Origin of the sequence: Cryobacterium sp. CAN_C2 (genome assembly GCF_015751745.1) — a bacterium.
Lineage (GTDB): Bacteria > Actinomycetota > Actinomycetes > Actinomycetales > Microbacteriaceae > Cryobacterium.
In genome coordinates this window covers 42,803-58,362 of the sequence record NZ_JADOUX010000016.1, presented here as the reverse complement: position 1 = coordinate 58,362, position 15,560 = coordinate 42,803, and the positions used below count along the sequence as shown (strand labels likewise).

The window sequence follows — 15,560 nt, the reverse complement described above, 5'->3', positions numbered from 1 at the left end:
ATCTGGCCGCGGTCAACTAGCGGCGAAGCAACCCGTCGTGGAGTAGGGCGCGATAGTAGCCGAGTGCATTACCCAGGGCGTTCGGGTGAAAGTTGGCCGGTGCTGCCGGGTTGCTCGGGTCGAAACTGATGAACGGAATCCTGGAGCCGATGCCGTGGCCGGCGAACTCCTGGGTCGGGTCGACATAGCGGATTCGGTTCCCGCCCAGGGCTGCAGGAACCAGATCCTCCGACGCCGCAATGACGCTATTGAGACCAACCGTGCCAGCGTTTACGAGGTCTCCGACCGGCGGAACCGCCGGTTCGAACAGCAGTGGATAGCCCAGAACGGCGATCCTGGCCCGGGGAAACTTCGCGGCGATGGCGACATAGAGCGTGGGCAGCGTGGTCGCCAGCGCGAGGGTCTTCTGTTGACTGAGAGCGATGGTGGCCAGGCACGTACTATTCGGATTCACTGGATAGTCCGCGCAGGCGGCCAGGACCTGATTGGAACCGGCATCGATGCCGCCGACGGTCAGTGTCACCAACCCGGGGGAACTCGTGATGGCATCCAGTTGTTGATGTACGTTCTCCACGGTCGCGCCCGAGCACGCCCGGTTGGTGGGGAGTCGGAACGGACTGAGCACAGAAACAATGGTCGGGTAGCTCGAGGACCTGCTGCGCAGGCATACCCCCGAACTGAGATCATACGGGGGGGCACCCTGCCCGGCCGTGAACGAGTCTCCGATAGCCACGTAGTCGAGGGCTGGCGAAGCACCGGACCGCACAGAGGATGCTGCGGCCAGGCCTGATTGTGCGATGGTGGCGTTGGCCATCGCTGGCGTTGCCGCGGCGGGCATGGCAGACACGCCCGCGACGAGGCCGAGAACGAGCACGGACAGTGCAGCTGTGCGCGTGAGCAACCGCGCTTTGTTCTGAGGATTCATCATGTGGGCACCGTACCGCGCCACACTACGGCCGAGCAATAGGGCCGCATGACCAGTTGTTGGCCCAACACAGCGAAAAGGCCCGAACCGCCGAAGCGGCCCGGGCCTTCCGTCTACCCGACCGACCTGGCGAGAGGTGATCGGGAGATCTTCGGGGCTGGTTGGCCCCCTGTATTAAACCTCGGTCGAAGCGTCTGCACTGTCGGAGGCCGCAGCGCGACCTTCGGTGTCAGCGGCCTCGTCGAGAACCGGGGCGAGCGACAGCTTGCCACGGTCGTCGATCTTCGTGATTTCCACGAGCACCTTCTGGCCGACGCCGAGCACGTCTTCGACGTTCTCGACCCGCTTGCCACCAGCAAGTTTACGCACCTCGGAGATGTGCAGCAGACCATCCTTGCCCGGGAGCAGGGAGACGAAGGCGCCGAACGCGGCGATCTTCACGACGGTTCCGAGGAACTGCTCGCCGACCTCAGGGTTGGTGGGGTTGGCGATGGCGTTGACCTGGGCGCGAGCGGCCTCGGCCGACGGTCCATCGACGGCGCCGATGTACACGGTGCCGTCTTCCTCGATCGAGATGTCGGCACCGGTGGTGTCCTGGATCGAGTTGATCGTCTTGCCCTTCGGGCCGATCAGCTCGCCAATCTTGTCGACCGGAATCTGCACGCTGATGACGCGGGGCGCGGTGGGCGCCATTTCGTCGGGGGCGTCGATCGCGGCGTTCAGCACGGACAGGATCGTGGTGCGGGCATCCTTGGCCTGTGTCAGCGCGCCGGCCAGGACCGAGGCGGGGATGCCGTCGAGCTTAGTGTCGAGCTGGATCGCTGTGATGAATTCGCTCGTACCGGCAACCTTGAAGTCCATGTCGCCGAGGGCATCTTCGGCGCCAAGGATGTCGGTCAGGGCCGCGTAACGAGTCCGGCCGTCAACGGTGTCGCTGATGAGGCCCATGGCGATACCCGCCACCGGGGCGCGCAGCGGCACTCCGGCGTTCAGCAGCGACAGGGTCGAGGCGCAGACGGAACCCATCGAGGTGGATCCGTTGGAGCTGAGCGCTTCGGAGACCTGACGGATGGCGTACGGAAATTCCTCTCGCGAGGGCAGCACGGGAACCAGGGCACGCTCAGCGAGGGCTCCGTGCCCGATCTCACGGCGCTTCGGGGTACCGACGCGTCCGGTTTCACCGGTCGAGTAGGGCGGGAAGTTGTAGTTGTGCATGTAGCGCTTCTTGGTGACCGGGCTCAGGGAGTCGATTGACTGCTCAAGCTTGAGCATGTTCAGGGTGGTGACGCCCAGGATCTGGGTTTCGCCGCGCTGGAAGATGGCTGAGCCGTGCACGCGCGGGATGACCGCAACCTCGGCGTCGAGCGGACGGATGTCTGCCAGCCCGCGACCGTCAATACGGATACCCTCGTCGAGCACGCGTGAACGCACGACGAGCTTAGTGACCGACTTGTAGGCCGCGTTGACCTGGTTATTGGCGCTCGAGTCGAGCTCGCCGGCGTCGACCTTGGCCGCGACGGCGGTCTTCACGGATGCCTTGAGAGCGTCGTCAGCGTTCTGACGTTCGACCTTATCGGCGATCATGTAGACCGCCTTCAGCTGGTCGTAGGACAGCGCCGCGACGGCGTCGTAGGTGGCGCTCTGGTACGGCGGGAACAGGGCGAAGTCGGCGGTCGGCTTCGCGGCCGCGTCGGCTACCTGCTGCTGCGCGAACACGAGCTGCTTGATGAACGGCTTGGAGGCCTCGATGCCCTGGGCAACGACCTCTTCGTTTGGCGCGATGGCGCCACCCTTGATCAGGTTCCAGGCGGCGTCGGTCGCTTCGGCCTCGATCATCATGATCGCGACGTCCTGTGCCCCGGCAGCATCCGTGACGACGCGGCCGGCGACGACCATGCTGAACACGGCGTCATCGAGCTGCGAGTGCTTCGGGAAGGCAACCCACTGCCCGCCACCGTTCTCGTTGGGAATGAGGGCGACGCGAACGCCACCGATCGGTCCGGAGAACGGCAGTCCGGCGAGCTGGGTCGACATGGAGGCCGCGTTGATCGCGAGCACGTCGTAGAGTTCGTCGGGCTCGATGGCCAGAACGGTGATGACAACCTGGATCTCGTTGCGGAGACCGTCAACGAACGACGGGCGCAGCGGCCGGTCGATCAGACGGCAGGTGAGGATTGCGTCGGTCGAGGGACGACCTTCGCGACGAAAGAAGCTGCCCGGGATGCGTCCGGCAGCGTACATACGCTCTTCGACATCGATGGTGAGCGGGAAGAAGTCGAAGTTGTCCTTCGGCTGCTTGCTGACGCTCGTGGCGGAGAGCAGCATCGTCTCTTCGTCAATGTACGCGGCAGCTGAACCCTGCGCCTGCTGGGCGAGACGCCCGGTTTCAAAACGGATGGTGCGCGTGCCGTACTTGCCGTTATCGATAACGGTTTCGGCGAACGTGATCTCTGGACCCTCCATGTGGGGGTTTTCTCCTTTAAGTATGCTTCTCGCCATTCTGGCGACGAAGGCTCGCGTGCCCATGTGGCGCACGAGTGGGACGAGGAGCCCGAACAGGCAGGACTAAGCCGCATGTCAACGCTTACGCTTTGCTGGCCACCAGTAGAAATTCACCAGGAGCTACGCGTCTGGGAAACCACCACCGAGGACCAGCTTCCTGCCAGCCTGCTCCGGTTGCTCGGCCACTTCCGAAGAAGGGCCGGTGTCAGCTTATCAGACAGCCGGTTTTTGCCGGTCCTGAGCCGCTGTGCGCGTGTGAGTCCGTGGTGCAGCCGGCGCGGGACGGATGCCTGGCTCCAGCTCGGAGCGATTGTCGTAGGCGATACCCATGTGAACGATCGATTTCGCGGCAGGCGCTGTGTTGTAGGTCCGCGATAGATTCGGTTCTATCCGGGGTTTCCCATTGGGTCGCCGTTGGGCAAGCGATGAGTTCACCGACAGCAAGAGCTAGTCGATGGGCCTGGATTCAACGGACCTGGGGTCGAAGGCTGCCTCCGCAGCCGCCGCTGTGGCAGCGCGCTGCTTGATGCCGAGCACCGAGTGGCGTCGACCGTAGGAAAAGTACACGACGAACCCGATCGCGAGCCAGACCAGGAACCGTACCCAGGTCAACGTGGTCAGGTTGAGCATGAGCCACGTGCAGAGCACCGCCGAGAGAATCGGCAACACGGGAGAGAACGGCACCTTGAACGCGCGCGGCAGGTCGGGGCGATTCTTGCGCAGCACGACAACGGCGATGCTCACGAGCACAAAGGCCGAGAGGGTTCCGATGTTGATCATCTCTTCGAGTACGCCGACGTCGGTCAATCCGGCGATGAGGGCGACGGCGGTGCCCGCGATGATCTGGATGCGGGCCGGCGTGCGGCGCTTCTCACTCGTCACGCTCAGCCAGCGTGGGAGCAGACCATCACGGCTCATGGCGAACAGCACCCGCGAGAGCCCGAGCAGCAGCACCATAATGACGGTCGTGAGACCGACGAGGATACCCACGGAAATGATCTGGGCCGCCCAGCCCGCACCGACGGCCACGAAAGCCGTCGCGAGCGAGGCATTGGGATCGTCGGCGAGCACCGTGTACGGGACCATGCCGGTGAGCACCAGGCTCACGCCGAGGTAGAGCACGGTGACGATGGCGAGCCCCGCGAAGATACCGCGCGGCAGGGTCTTCTGCGGGTTCTTGACCTCTTCAGCGCTCGTGGCCACGACGTCGAACCCGATGAACGCGAAAAACACGAGCGAGGCGCCGGCGAGCAGTCCGAACAGGCCGTACTGGGCGGGCGCCGCGCCGGTCATGAACGAGAACAGTGACTGCATCCACACGTCGCCCTCGCCCGGCTTGGACGGCACGGACTCCGGGATGAACGGGGTGTAGTTCTTCGGGTTGATGAAGAACGCGCCGACGATGATGACGAAGACGACGATGGCGACCTTGATGATCGTGAAGACGCTCGCGACCCGGGCGGAGAGCTGGGTGCCGAGCACGAGCAGCGCGGTGAAGATCGCGACGATGACGAAGGCACCCCAGCTCACGTCCAGGCCGAGCACATTGATCGTGGACGGAACGTTCCAGCCGGCCAGGTCGAACACGGTGCTGAGGTAGATGCCCCAGTACTTGGCGATCACGGCGGCCGCGGTGAGCATCTCGAGAATGAGGTCCCAGCCGATGATCCAGGCGAGCAGTTCGCCGAGGGTGGCGTAGGTGAAGGTGTAGGCGGAACCCGCGACGGGAACGGCCGAGGCGAACTCGGCGTAACACATGATCGCGAGCGCACAGGTAAACGCGGCCAGGAGAAAGGCGAGGGTGACCGACGGTCCGGCGTAGCTGCCGGCGGCCTTGGCACCGACCGAGAAGATTCCCGCGCCCACGGCAACGGCGACGCCCATGATCATGAGGTCCCAGGTGCCGAGGGTGCGTTTGAGGCTGTGGCCCTTCTCCAGCGAGTCTGCTATCGAATCTTCAATACTCTTGGTGCGCCAGAGACTCATGCGTAGTGGTATCCGTTCGTTTTTGCCAACTCCCCATGCTAGCAACCCCGTTCTCCCCCCGTTCAGTTGTAGCCGGCCCGTGCGGGGCTGATTCGAGAGAAAGGGCCGGGCGTGGGCAGAGCGCCGACAGACCCGAATGAGCACCGTTTCGGTCTACGTTGGGGAACGCAGAACGGGCCGCCACCCCGAGGTGACGGCCCGTTCTGAAGAAGTTCGCGGTATCAACGCTGCATTCGCTACGAAAAATTAGCGACGCAGGCCGAGGCTGCCGATCAGTGTGCGGTACCGAGTAATGTCGATGTCCGACAGGTAACCGAGCAGACGGCGACGCTGACCAACCATAAGAAGCAGGCCACGACGTGAGTGGTGGTCGTGCTTGTGCTCTTTCAGGTGCTCGGTGAGGTCGAGAATGCGCTGCGTGAGCATTGCAATCTGAACTTCCGGGGACCCGGTGTCGCCTGGGTGGGTAGCGTACTTTTCGATGATCGCCTTCTTAGCATCTGGTTCGAGTGCCATAAAGTAGAACCCCTTTCTCTCACTGCGCGGTGCCCCTGGCTGAATGCCTGAGCTCTCTTTATCCGCGGCCGTTGAACGGCAACCTAAACACTTTAGCAGAACGGGCGACCGGCGCGGTCCCACGGTGCATATTTGGCGGCATCCCTTCCGGTCCGTCCCCTACCTGTGTGCCGCTACAGCGTGGGAAATAATCGAGGAGGTGCACTCATGGGTACGTTGCTCTCCGGCAATCCGGGCACCGTGATCATCTTCGACGATCGACGCGCTCATGCCCTCGGCCAATAGCGCCGGCGGCCTGGTCTTCATCGCCGCACCAGAGCCGTCGAAACCTCGCCGCTGGGCCGAGCACTCAGGTGCTCCGCGCAGCATCCCGGTGTGATGGCGCAGTGGCCTCCAGCTGCGTCAGATCGAACGCGATGGTAATGAAGATGAAACCGTTGGAGACTCCTCATGCCGAAATTTCGCTGAGCACGTCCTCGAGAGCGTGTAGAAAATGGTCGGCGCTGGCGATGGTGAGGCAGAGCGGCGGCTTGATCTTGAGCACGTTTTTGAAATCGCCGGTGGGCTGTGCGATGCAGCCGCGCAGCAGCAGCTCGGTGCAGATCAGGGCGGCGGCGGCGGTGGCCGGCGTGAAATCGGCCCGATCGCTGACCAGTTCAACGCCGAGATAGAGACCCAGGCCGTAGACCGCACCGATCAGGTCGAATCGTTCGCCGAGCTGTTCGAGTCCGTGCTTCAGGTGACGACCGACGACCTCCGCGTTCTGTTGCAGGCCTTCGTCACGCATGATGTCGAGCACGGTGAGGCCGATACGGCAGCTGAGCGGGCTGCCGCCGGCGGAGGAGAAGAACGGTCCGTCGTCGGCGAATCGTTCGGCGATGTCGCGGCGAGTGATGACCGCTCCAAGCGGATGACCGTTGCCCATCGCCTTGGCGATGGTGATTATGTCGGGGACCACGTTTTGCTGCTCGGCACCCCAGAAGTATTCGCCGAGGCGCGCGTAGCTCACCTGGACCTCGTCGGCGATGCAGAGTCCACCGCGGGCGCGCACCCTGTCGTACACGCCGGTCAGGTAGCCATCGGGCAGCAGCACGCCGCCGGCATTGCCGAACACCGGCTCAGCGATGAATGCGGCGACCGTGCGCCCGTCGTCAGCCACGGCCTGCAGGTCACCGTCGAGATCGTCGAGGTAGTGCGGCGCCGAGTGCATGCCCCGATACTTGCCGCGCACGGCGTTGGGCGCCTCGACCAGGTGCACCCAGTCCGGCCTCGTATCGAGCGCCCGGGGGTTGTCGGCAACCGAGGAGGAGACGGCCTCGGCTGCCATCGACCAGCCGTGGTAGGCCTCCCGCACCGACAAGACGGTGTCATGGCCGGTGTAGGTGAGGGCCAGGCGCAGGGCCAAGTCGACGGCTTCGGTACCGCTGTTGACGAGGAAGACGGTGTCCAGCGGGTCGGGCGCGAGCTCGGCGAGGCGTTCGGTGAACCGCACGAGCTCTTCGTAGTGAAAACGGGAGTTGGTGTTGAGCAGCGACCACTGGCTGCGTGCGGCCTCGGCAATGCGCGGGTGTCCGTGTCCAACGGTCGTGACATTGTTGACCATGTCGACGTAGCTTTGCCCGTGGGTGTCGATGAGGTGCTGTTTCCAGCCGCGCTCGATCTGCGGCGGGTCCGCATAATAGTGTTCCTGAACGCGCGCGAACGACGCATCGCGGCGCTGCAACAGGGCCGCCGGGTCGTCGAGCGACCGGAAGGTTTCCAGCCCGAGCAGCGCGGAGGGGTCGGGGCACACCCGCTGCCACAGTGCAGCGTTCGACGGTGCGACGAAAAACGGGGGACGGATGCCGCGGAGCCGGCTGGCCTGCACGGTCACGCGAGCGATGACGCTGCTGTGCCGTGCGCCGCCGGAGCCGGCGTCGACCGTGCCAACAACGGCGCCAAAAACGGTTCCCGCCCCAATCGCCTCACCGTCCAGGGCCCTCGCGTCGACGCCGGTCAGCCACAGGTCATGGTCGGCACCTTCAAGTCGCACCGCGTCGGCATCAACCACAACGACGGTCCCGTCGATCGGCGCCATGACCGGGCTTTCGGCGGGCAGGTACACCTCGACGCCGAGGGCCAGGGTGACCGACTCCTTGGCTGTGTCACGGCGGGTCTGCGATAGCCGGTACTCGCCGTAGCGGGTGACGGCGTGGCCGAGGCGGGCTGCGGCATCCGCTGCCACCCGCTGGTCTATGCCCGGTTCGAGCCAGCTGCCGGCGTCGAACACGGCGCTCGTGACCGACAGGTCGATGATGGCTGCGCGGTCCAGTGGACCGGCCAGGGGGTGTTCGGTTGCCCCGATCGGCGCATCCGCGCCGGTCACGGCGAAGCGGATGAGGGCTTCAAGCTCGGCGCCGTCCTGGCCGGCCGCCGTGTCGAAGGCGAGCCACTCGCGGGCGCGGTTCGCGTCGGCGTAGTCGTTGTCACCGTCGAGGTGCACCTGATGTTCACCGCTCACAACGAGCACCGCCGTACGAAGCACGATAAGGGGCCAGAGCGCCTCAAGTTCGGCGTCGGAGAGCGGCACCAGCCCGGTGAAGGCGACGATCGGGTCGAGGATGGCGAGCGGATGCTTGGGGCTCCGGTACAGCACGCAGGCGCACGTCGCGGCGAGTTCGGCGACGAGCCAGCCCTGCGCCAGATCACCGAAGTCGATTACGCCGGTGATCGTGTCGCCGCTGATCGTGACGGCAGCGTCATCGCGGCTCACAACGTTGTCGTCGGTCAGGTCACCGTGAATGGTCTGCACGCGCAGGTCGACCGCGACCCGGGCGAGCTGCTGCCGGGCCCGGTCAGTGACGGTGCGCAGCCGCTCGCGATGGTCGCCGTCGTCGACAAACCGCAGGAGCGCGTCGACGACCTCACCGCCGCGCCGCAGATCCCACTGCAGAAACCGGTCGGTTCCCGGGTGCTCGAAGTCGGCGAGTCCCCGAACGATGCGACCGGCCACGTCACCGAGCGCACGCATCTGCCCGGTCGACAGGCGCCGCGAGTCGGTCAGCGGATGCCCGTCGACGTAGGTCAGCAAACGCAGGTCAAGGTTTTGCCCGTCGATGCTGACGCGCTGAATCTCGTCTGCGTCGGTCCCGGCAACGGCCGAGGGCAGGTCGAGGCCCAGGCCGCCGAGGTGCGCCAGGGCGGCGTTTTGAGCCTCGAGCTCGACGGTGGTGATGGCCGGGTTGGAGACCTTGAGAACGACGGTGGCGGCATCCGTTTCGATGCGAAAATTGCGGTCCTGGTGGCTGCCGAGCTCGGTGACGGTGCCCGTGACGCCGAACCGGTCCCGGGCGAGCTGGGTCGCCTGCTCGAGAGTCAGGCGCGGGCGGGGCAGGTGAAAAAGGCTCTGCGTCAAGTTGTTCTCCAGTCACGCGGGTGGCAGCGGTGGCACGGGCAGGGGAAAGCGGATGCGCCGGTTCAGCGCTTGCGCATGCGACGCTTGGGCGGGATGGCACGGGGGCGCGGGGTTTCCGGTGTGTTCCACGCCTTGGCGATTGCCCACGCGACGGCCGCGATCGGCACCGAGAGCACGGCGCCGACGATGCCGCCGAGGATGGTTCCGGCGGTCAACCCGACCAGAATGACGAGCGGGTGCAGCTTGAGCGATTGCGCCATGACGACCGGCTGCAGAAAATTGCCCTCGAGCTGGTTGACGGCAATCACGATGATGATGACGATGAGCGCGACGCCCGGCCCACTCGCGACGAGGGCGACCAGCGCCGCGAGCACACCGGCTGCGGTCGCGCCAATCAGCGGAATGAACGCACCGAGGAACACGATGACCGCCAGCGGCAAGGCGAGCGGCACCTGCAAGACGGCCAGTCCGATGCCGATCGCGGTGGCATCGACGGCAGCAACGATCGCCGTGCCGCGCACGTAGCCGCCGAGCACCCGCAGCGAGGTGTGGCCGATTCGGCGTCCGCGGGCGAGGCGCTCGCCCGTGAACGGCGTCAGGAAGAAGTTCCAGATTTGGCCACCGTCTTTGAGAAAGAAGAACAGAATGACCACGAGCAGCACGGTGCCGGTTATCAGTTCGAAGACAGCGGATGCTCCGGCGAGCGCCCCGGTGCCGAACTGGCTACTGGTGAGAAAGTCCACGATCGCGGTGCGCGCGCCGTTGATCTGCTTCGCGTCGACCTGAATCGGCCCGTCGATCAGAAACTGCTGGAGACGGTCGATGCCGGTGGAGGCCGAGAAGAACAGTTCGTTCCACTGGTCGCGCACCGCGAAGACGATGAGGGTGATGATGCCGCCGAAGACGGTGATGCCGCCGAGCAGGGTGATCCAGGTGGCCAGGATGGCGGCGACGCCGCGCTTGCGCAGTCCGTTAATGACCGGGCTCAGCGCCGAGGCGAGGATGATCGCGATCAGTACCGGGATGACGACGAGCTTGAGCTGAACCAGGCCGAAGATGACCGCGGAAGCGAGAATGATGACGAGCAGAATCTGGCCGCTGCGCAATCCGAGCCAGCCGAGCCGATCGTTCCGTGGGGTGCGAGGTACCAATGGCGTGGGGTCGTCTTGTGCGCGCATGCACCCAGCCTAGACATCCGCTGGGCAGAAACACCGATCGACCGGCCTCTTTGACTGATTCAGTGCAGGGCACCCGCGACCGTGTCGAGGATGCCCTCGTCGCCCGCGTAGAGGCCGTGCTCGCGCGGCCAGTGGCTGATCACATCGGTGAAGCCGAGCTCAGCGGCCCGGCCGACGGCATCCTCAAAGGCGTTCATGCTCTGCAGGGAATATGTTCCGCCACTGTCGAGCGAGAGGTAGCGGTCGATCGCGGCGGGGTCCCGGCCCGCGCCGCTGACGACGTCGTCGAGCCGGAGGGTGAGAGCGCGCACGCTGGTCCACCAGTCCTCCCCCTCCGCGCCGTCCTGCCCGGTCGTCACCCAGCCCTGCCCGAAACGGCTGGCCAGTCCGAGACCTTTCGGCCCGTTGGCGGCGATCAGGAACGGTACCCGCTGGCGGTCTCCGTCACCGATATCTGGTTGCACCATGCGCGCGTGATCGGCGGTGTACCACTCGCCGGCGAAACTGATACCGTCGGTGGCGCCCTGTTCTTCGCCGCGCAGCAACAGGTCGAGGTCGGTGACGAATTCAACAAACCGTTCGTGTCGCAGTCGAGGCGTGAACTGTGCCTGGCCGAGAACGCTCGCGTCAAAACCGGTGCCGCCCGACCCGATGCCGAGCAGAAACCGCCCACCCGACACATCGTCGGCCGTTGCGACATCCTTGGCAAAGGGCACCGGATGCCGAAAGTTCGGTGACGAGACAAAGGTGCCGAGCGTGATGCGCTCGGTCACGACCGCCGCCGCGGTGAGGGTGGGGATGGTCGCGTTCCACGGCTCGTCGGCGAGTGAACGCCAGGACAGGTGGTCGTAGGTGAAGGCGTGGTCGAAGCCGTATTGCTCGGCGCCAAGCCACTTTCTGCGAGCAATCGGCCAGGGGTCCTGTGGAAGGATGACGATTCCAAAGCGCATGAGTCGAGTCTATTCAGTGGGATAAAAACCCGCGGTTGCAATGTCGCCGGCCAGTGCCAGACTCTGCACATGGACACTCGGCACATGGACACTCGGCACATGGACACTCCGCACATAGACACTCCGCAGATGCACACTCCGCAGATGCACACTCCGCAGATGCACCCGGCGCTCCACGCCCGTTGCACGATCGTTCCGCCGTATCTGCTGGTGCGACTGGCGAAACTCGACGATCCCCGATTTGCGCAGACGGCAGCGGCCGCACGAGCGTCGCTGCTGCGGGACTCGCAAATTCGACAACTGCGGGGCGGGGCGCATCCGGTTCCCCGTTCCGGAGCACGCACCCTGCCGGCGCGCACCCCGGGCGAGTCTGATCGCACCATTTCGGATGCCGGCGGCCAGGAACGCCTGCCCGGTCGCCGGGTGCGTGCCGAGGGCCAGCCGGCCGGCAGCGATCCGGCCGTGAACGAGGCGTACGACAGTCTGGGCACCACACAGAACCTGTTTTGGACGCAGTTCGGCCGGGACAGCATCGATGGCTTCGGACTTCCACTGGACGCGACCGTGCACTACGGCAGGCAGTACGACAACGCCTTTTGGGATGGCGAACGCATGGTGTTCGGCGACGGTGATGGGCAGGTCTTCAACCGATTCACGATCTCGCCCAGTGTGATCGGGCATGAGCTCACGCACGGCGTGACACAGTTCACGGCCAATCTGGAATATCGGGGCCAGTCCGGGGCGCTCAACGAATCCATCTCCGACGTGTTCGGAGCCCTGGTCGAGCAGTACGCCACGGGGCAGTCGACGGCGCAGGCCAGTTGGCTGATCGGCGAGGGCCTGTTCACCGACCAGGTCGAGGGCGAAGCACTGCGCTCGATGAAAGCGCCCGGGACCGCGTATAACGACGACGTGCTCGGAAAGGATCCCCAGCCCGACAGCATGGCCGGCTACGTCGAAACCGACGACGACAACGGCGGAGTGCACCTCAATTCGGGCATTCCCAACCGGGCGTTCTACTTGGTCGCCGACGCCCTCGGCGGCAATGCCTGGGAGACGCCGGGCCGGATTTGGTTTGACACGCTGACCGGCACCGGGCTCAGCCGCCAGAGCGATTTCGCTGCATTCGCCGCGGCCACGGCCGACACCGCGGCCAGGCTGTACGGCAGCGGCGGGGGCGCCCACGACGCGGTTATGCGCGCCTGGGCGACGGTGGGGGTGATGGCGGGCAGCCCCACCCCGCTTCCGGCCGCACCGCTGCCACCGGAGTAATATCACGGTATGAAAGTCATCGTCTCGCGCAGCGGCGGGATGGCGGGAATCCGCCTCACCTGGGAAGTTCGAGTCGAAGAACAGCCCGACCCGAATACCTGGGCCGAGTTCTTGAACTCGTTGCCGTGGGACGACGTCACCGACAGCGAGGCCACCCCGGACCGTTTCGCCTATCGCATTCGGTGCGCTCCGCACGAGGTGGTGCTCGCCGAACCCGAGGTGAACGGTCCGTGGCGCGATCTGGTCAACCGGGTCAGGGCCGCCAACGGCATGTAGCAGCCTCGACCGCGGTCTCAGGCGGTGCTAGACCTTCGGTCGACGGCCCCAGCGTGGTCGGCGAGCCGGATCGTCGGTCAGTGCCGCCTCGATGTGTCCGTCGACCTGGTCACCGAAGTGGTCGTCGAAATTCTCCTCGAGGTGCGCGGTGACGGTCTTGCCGATGCGGCGGGCCATCTCCTCGCGACGCTGGCGGCGTTCGGCGGTGACCAGAACCTCGTGTTCGATGCGGAACGCCTTGTAGGTGGCGATACACATGCCAATCATGACGATGCTCACCGGAATCGCGGTCAGAATCGCGCCGGTCTGCAGAGCGGCGAGTCCACCAGCCAACAACAGGGCGATAGCCACGATTCCGCCGAGGCTGGCCCACATGATGCGGCTCCACTTGGGCGGGTTGGTGTCGCCGCCGGAAGCGAGCATGTCGATCACGAGCGAACCGGAGTCGGCCGAGGTTATGAAGAAAATCGCCACGACAATAACCGCTAGCACCGAGAGGATGCCGCCGAGCGGCAATTGGCCGAGAAAGTTGAACAGCACGTTCTCGGAAATGATCCCGACCGCAGGGTCGAAGAGCCCGCCGCCGTCGCCCTCCCAGGCGAGACGGATGGCGCTGCCACCCATGACGGCGAACCAGACGAAGGTGACCAGGGTGGGAACGAGCAGCACGCCGGCGATGAATTCGCGTACGGTGCGGCCGCGCGAGATACGGGCGATGAAAACACCGACGAACGGCGCCCACGAGATCCACCAGCCCCAGTAGAAGACGGTCCAGGCGCCCTGCCAGTCGATACCGGCCTGGCCGGTGAAGGAACCGGCATCGAAGGTGAGTCCGACGACGTTCTGAAAATAGGCACCGATGGACTCGACGAGCACGCGCAACAGGTACAGGGTGGGGCCGAGCGCCAGCACCGCAATCAGCAGCAGGCCAGCCATGCCGAGGTTGATGTTGGAGAGCCATTTAATGCCCTTGCCGACACCGCTGACCACAGAGGCGGTGGCGACGGCTGTGATCGCGATGATGAGCACGACAAGGAGGGTGTTGTTGACCTCTCCGACAACACCGAGGTAGCTCAGCCCAGCGGCAATTTGCTTGACGCCGAGGCCGAGTGAGGTCGCCACGCCGAACAGCGTTCCGACGATGGCGATGACGTCGATGGCGTCACCGAGACGACCTTTGACCCGGTCACCGAGCAGCGGCTCGAGCGCCCAGCGAATGGATACCGGGCGGCCCTTGCGGTGAATGGAATAGGACACCGCGAGCCCGACCACGGCATAGATGGCCCAGGCGTGGAAGCCCCAGTGCAGGAAGGTTTGCGACATGGCGGCAGCGGCGAGTTCCTGCGCGTCACCGGTCACACCGGGTTTCGGGTTTGTGAAGAAGGTAAGCGGCTCGGCCGCTCCCCAGAAGACGAGTCCGATGCCCATGCCCGCGGCGAACAGCATGGCGAACCAACTCATGATGCCGAATTCGGGCTTGTCGTCGTCCTGGCCGAGCTTGATGTCTCCGAAGCGGCTCGCGCCCATCCAGATCGCGAACACCACGAACGCCGCCACGATGACCATGTAGTACGGGCCGAGGCCGGCTACCACCCAGCCCTGCAGGAGGGCCAGAACGCTGCCGGTGCGTACCGGGAAAGCGATGGCAATGATGACGACGGCCAGGATGATGCCAAGCGCTGGGAAGAACACTCGGGGTGCCGAAATGACCAGTCGCCGGGATGTGGGCGGGCTGCTCTTCGGCTTTTTCGACGGAATCTCGGGTAGTGCACTCACGGTGGAACTTTCTCAACGACTAGATTGCGGAGCACGATAAGAAACCGCTTCGGCACCGTCAGGTGCGTGCCCCGCTGGGCAACATTACAGTGTACAGGCAAAGCGCACCGCCGGGGAGAGCAATATATATATATGCCTTTTTTTGTTCGTCGTGTGATCACCCGTTCATGATTTGTCCGCCGCGGGCGGAGTAATAATGTGTCTACCCCGCTCGCCGTGGGGCGCTGGGCGTGTGACGATGGACCATGACTTTCGATGACGTAAACGCGACTGCAGTCCCCGTGCAGGTTCTCAGCGAAGAGGAGTGCTGGGATGCGTTGCTTTCGGCCAGTCTGGGCCGCCTCGCCGTGGCCGTCGGCGGCATCCCCGATATTTTTCCGGTCAATTTCGTGGCGGCCGACCGACGCCTGCTGTTTCGCACCGCGTCGGGCACCAAATTGATCGAACTCACGGTCAACAACCGAGTCGCTTTCGAAACGGATGGCGTGGGTCGCGACGAGGCGTGGAGTGTCATCGTGCACGGAACGGCCAAGGCGCTCGACACCCAGCGTGAGATCGATGACGCCGTCGCATTACCGTTGCGGCCGCTGATTCCCACGGTCAAGCCGATCTTTGTCGAGATCGTGCCGCAGTTGATCACCGGGCGGCGGTTCGCGCTCGGCCCGGAGCCGACGGCGACCCTGCTGTAGTAGCGGCCTGCGCTTATGCTGGCCTGCGCTCGTACTGCCCGGCAGCTGGCGGGGCGCTACCGTTGCATTTTGCCCGGTGGCCGCAAACCCGGGGCA

11 protein-coding genes are annotated in these 15,560 nt (G+C 65.0%); 3 read left to right on the top strand and 8 right to left on the bottom strand.

All coding sequences use genetic code 11. The features are described from left to right. Positions 1 to 16: 16 nt before the first annotated feature. From IWX77_RS12835 to IWX77_RS12805, 7 genes are all read right to left on the bottom strand, one after another. Positions 17 to 928 (bottom strand): SGNH/GDSL hydrolase family protein, encoded by a 912-nt coding sequence (locus IWX77_RS12835; RefSeq protein ID WP_196844900.1) that lies wholly within the window; start codon positions 926 to 928, stop codon positions 17 to 19. 171 nt (positions 929 to 1,099) lie between these two features. Further along, positions 1,100 to 3,388 carry a polyribonucleotide nucleotidyltransferase gene (locus IWX77_RS12830; RefSeq protein WP_196844899.1) on the bottom strand — a complete coding sequence of 763 codons (2,289 nt, stop codon included), beginning with the start codon at positions 3,386 to 3,388 and terminating at the stop codon, positions 1,100 to 1,102. 486 nt (positions 3,389 to 3,874) lie between these two features. Then, the gene (locus IWX77_RS12825) at positions 3,875 to 5,413 is read right to left on the bottom strand and encodes an amino acid permease (RefSeq protein WP_196844898.1); all 1,539 of its coding nucleotides are present in this window, start codon (positions 5,411 to 5,413) and stop codon (positions 3,875 to 3,877) included. Between the two features lie 246 nt (positions 5,414 to 5,659). Beyond that, the gene (gene rpsO, locus IWX77_RS12820) at positions 5,660 to 5,929 is read right to left on the bottom strand and encodes a 30S ribosomal protein S15 (protein ID WP_092112143.1); all 270 of its coding nucleotides are present in this window, start codon (positions 5,927 to 5,929) and stop codon (positions 5,660 to 5,662) included. A 448-nt stretch (positions 5,930 to 6,377) separates the two neighbouring features. Continuing rightward, positions 6,378 to 9,323, bottom strand: a complete 2,946-nt coding sequence (locus IWX77_RS12815; RefSeq protein ID WP_327012189.1) for an aminotransferase — start codon at positions 9,321 to 9,323, stop codon at positions 6,378 to 6,380. A gap of 62 nt (positions 9,324 to 9,385) precedes the next feature. Further along, complete coding sequence (locus tag IWX77_RS12810; RefSeq protein ID WP_196844897.1) at positions 9,386 to 10,501, bottom strand: AI-2E family transporter; 1,116 nt, start codon at positions 10,499 to 10,501, stop codon at positions 9,386 to 9,388. A 59-nt stretch (positions 10,502 to 10,560) separates the two neighbouring features. Then, positions 10,561 to 11,451, bottom strand: coding sequence for an LLM class flavin-dependent oxidoreductase (locus IWX77_RS12805; RefSeq protein WP_196844896.1), 891 nt, complete (start codon positions 11,449 to 11,451; stop codon positions 10,561 to 10,563). Positions 11,452 to 11,610: 159 nt separating this feature from the next. On the opposite strand from IWX77_RS12805, the gene IWX77_RS12800 reads away from it, so the two are divergent. Together IWX77_RS12800 and IWX77_RS12795 are read left to right on the top strand one after the other, a co-directional pair. After that, positions 11,611 to 12,723 (top strand): M4 family metallopeptidase, encoded by a 1,113-nt coding sequence (locus tag IWX77_RS12800; protein ID WP_196844937.1) that lies wholly within the window; start codon positions 11,611 to 11,613, stop codon positions 12,721 to 12,723. 9 nt (positions 12,724 to 12,732) lie between these two features. Next, positions 12,733 to 12,999 carry a protealysin inhibitor emfourin gene (locus IWX77_RS12795; protein ID WP_196844895.1) on the top strand — a complete coding sequence of 89 codons (267 nt, stop codon included), beginning with the start codon at positions 12,733 to 12,735 and terminating at the stop codon, positions 12,997 to 12,999. A gap of 27 nt (positions 13,000 to 13,026) precedes the next feature. On the opposite strand, the gene IWX77_RS12790 is transcribed toward IWX77_RS12795, so the two are convergent. Beyond that, positions 13,027 to 14,775, bottom strand: a complete 1,749-nt coding sequence (locus tag IWX77_RS12790; RefSeq protein WP_297414654.1) for a BCCT family transporter — start codon at positions 14,773 to 14,775, stop codon at positions 13,027 to 13,029. Between the two features lie 245 nt (positions 14,776 to 15,020). On the opposite strand from IWX77_RS12790, the gene IWX77_RS12785 reads away from it, so the two are divergent. After that, on the top strand, positions 15,021 to 15,464 hold the full coding sequence (locus IWX77_RS12785) for a pyridoxamine 5'-phosphate oxidase family protein (RefSeq protein WP_196844894.1): 444 nt from the start codon (positions 15,021 to 15,023) through the stop codon (positions 15,462 to 15,464). Positions 15,465 to 15,560: the final 96 nt, after the last annotated feature.

What these genes read in the sequence shown, in the direction of transcription:
- IWX77_RS12800 (WP_196844937.1), top strand. Translation starts at nt 11,611, where the DNA reads ATGCACCCGGCGCTCCACGCCCGTTGCACGATCGTTCCGCCGTATCTG.
- IWX77_RS12805 (WP_196844896.1), bottom strand. Translation starts at nt 11,451, where the DNA reads ATGCGCTTTGGAATCGTCATCCTTCCACAGGACCCCTGGCCGATTGCT.
- IWX77_RS12810 (WP_196844897.1), bottom strand. Translation starts at nt 10,501, where the DNA reads ATGCGCGCACAAGACGACCCCACGCCATTGGTACCTCGCACCCCACGG.
- IWX77_RS12795 (WP_196844895.1), top strand. Translation starts at nt 12,733, where the DNA reads ATGAAAGTCATCGTCTCGCGCAGCGGCGGGATGGCGGGAATCCGCCTC.
- IWX77_RS12825 (WP_196844898.1), bottom strand. Translation starts at nt 5,413, where the DNA reads ATGAGTCTCTGGCGCACCAAGAGTATTGAAGATTCGATAGCAGACTCG.
- IWX77_RS12785 (WP_196844894.1), top strand. Translation starts at nt 15,021, where the DNA reads ATGACTTTCGATGACGTAAACGCGACTGCAGTCCCCGTGCAGGTTCTC.
- IWX77_RS12830 (WP_196844899.1), bottom strand. Translation starts at nt 3,388, where the DNA reads ATGGAGGGTCCAGAGATCACGTTCGCCGAAACCGTTATCGATAACGGC.
- IWX77_RS12835 (WP_196844900.1), bottom strand. Translation starts at nt 928, where the DNA reads ATGATGAATCCTCAGAACAAAGCGCGGTTGCTCACGCGCACAGCTGCA.
- rpsO (WP_092112143.1), bottom strand. Translation starts at nt 5,929, where the DNA reads ATGGCACTCGAACCAGATGCTAAGAAGGCGATCATCGAAAAGTACGCT.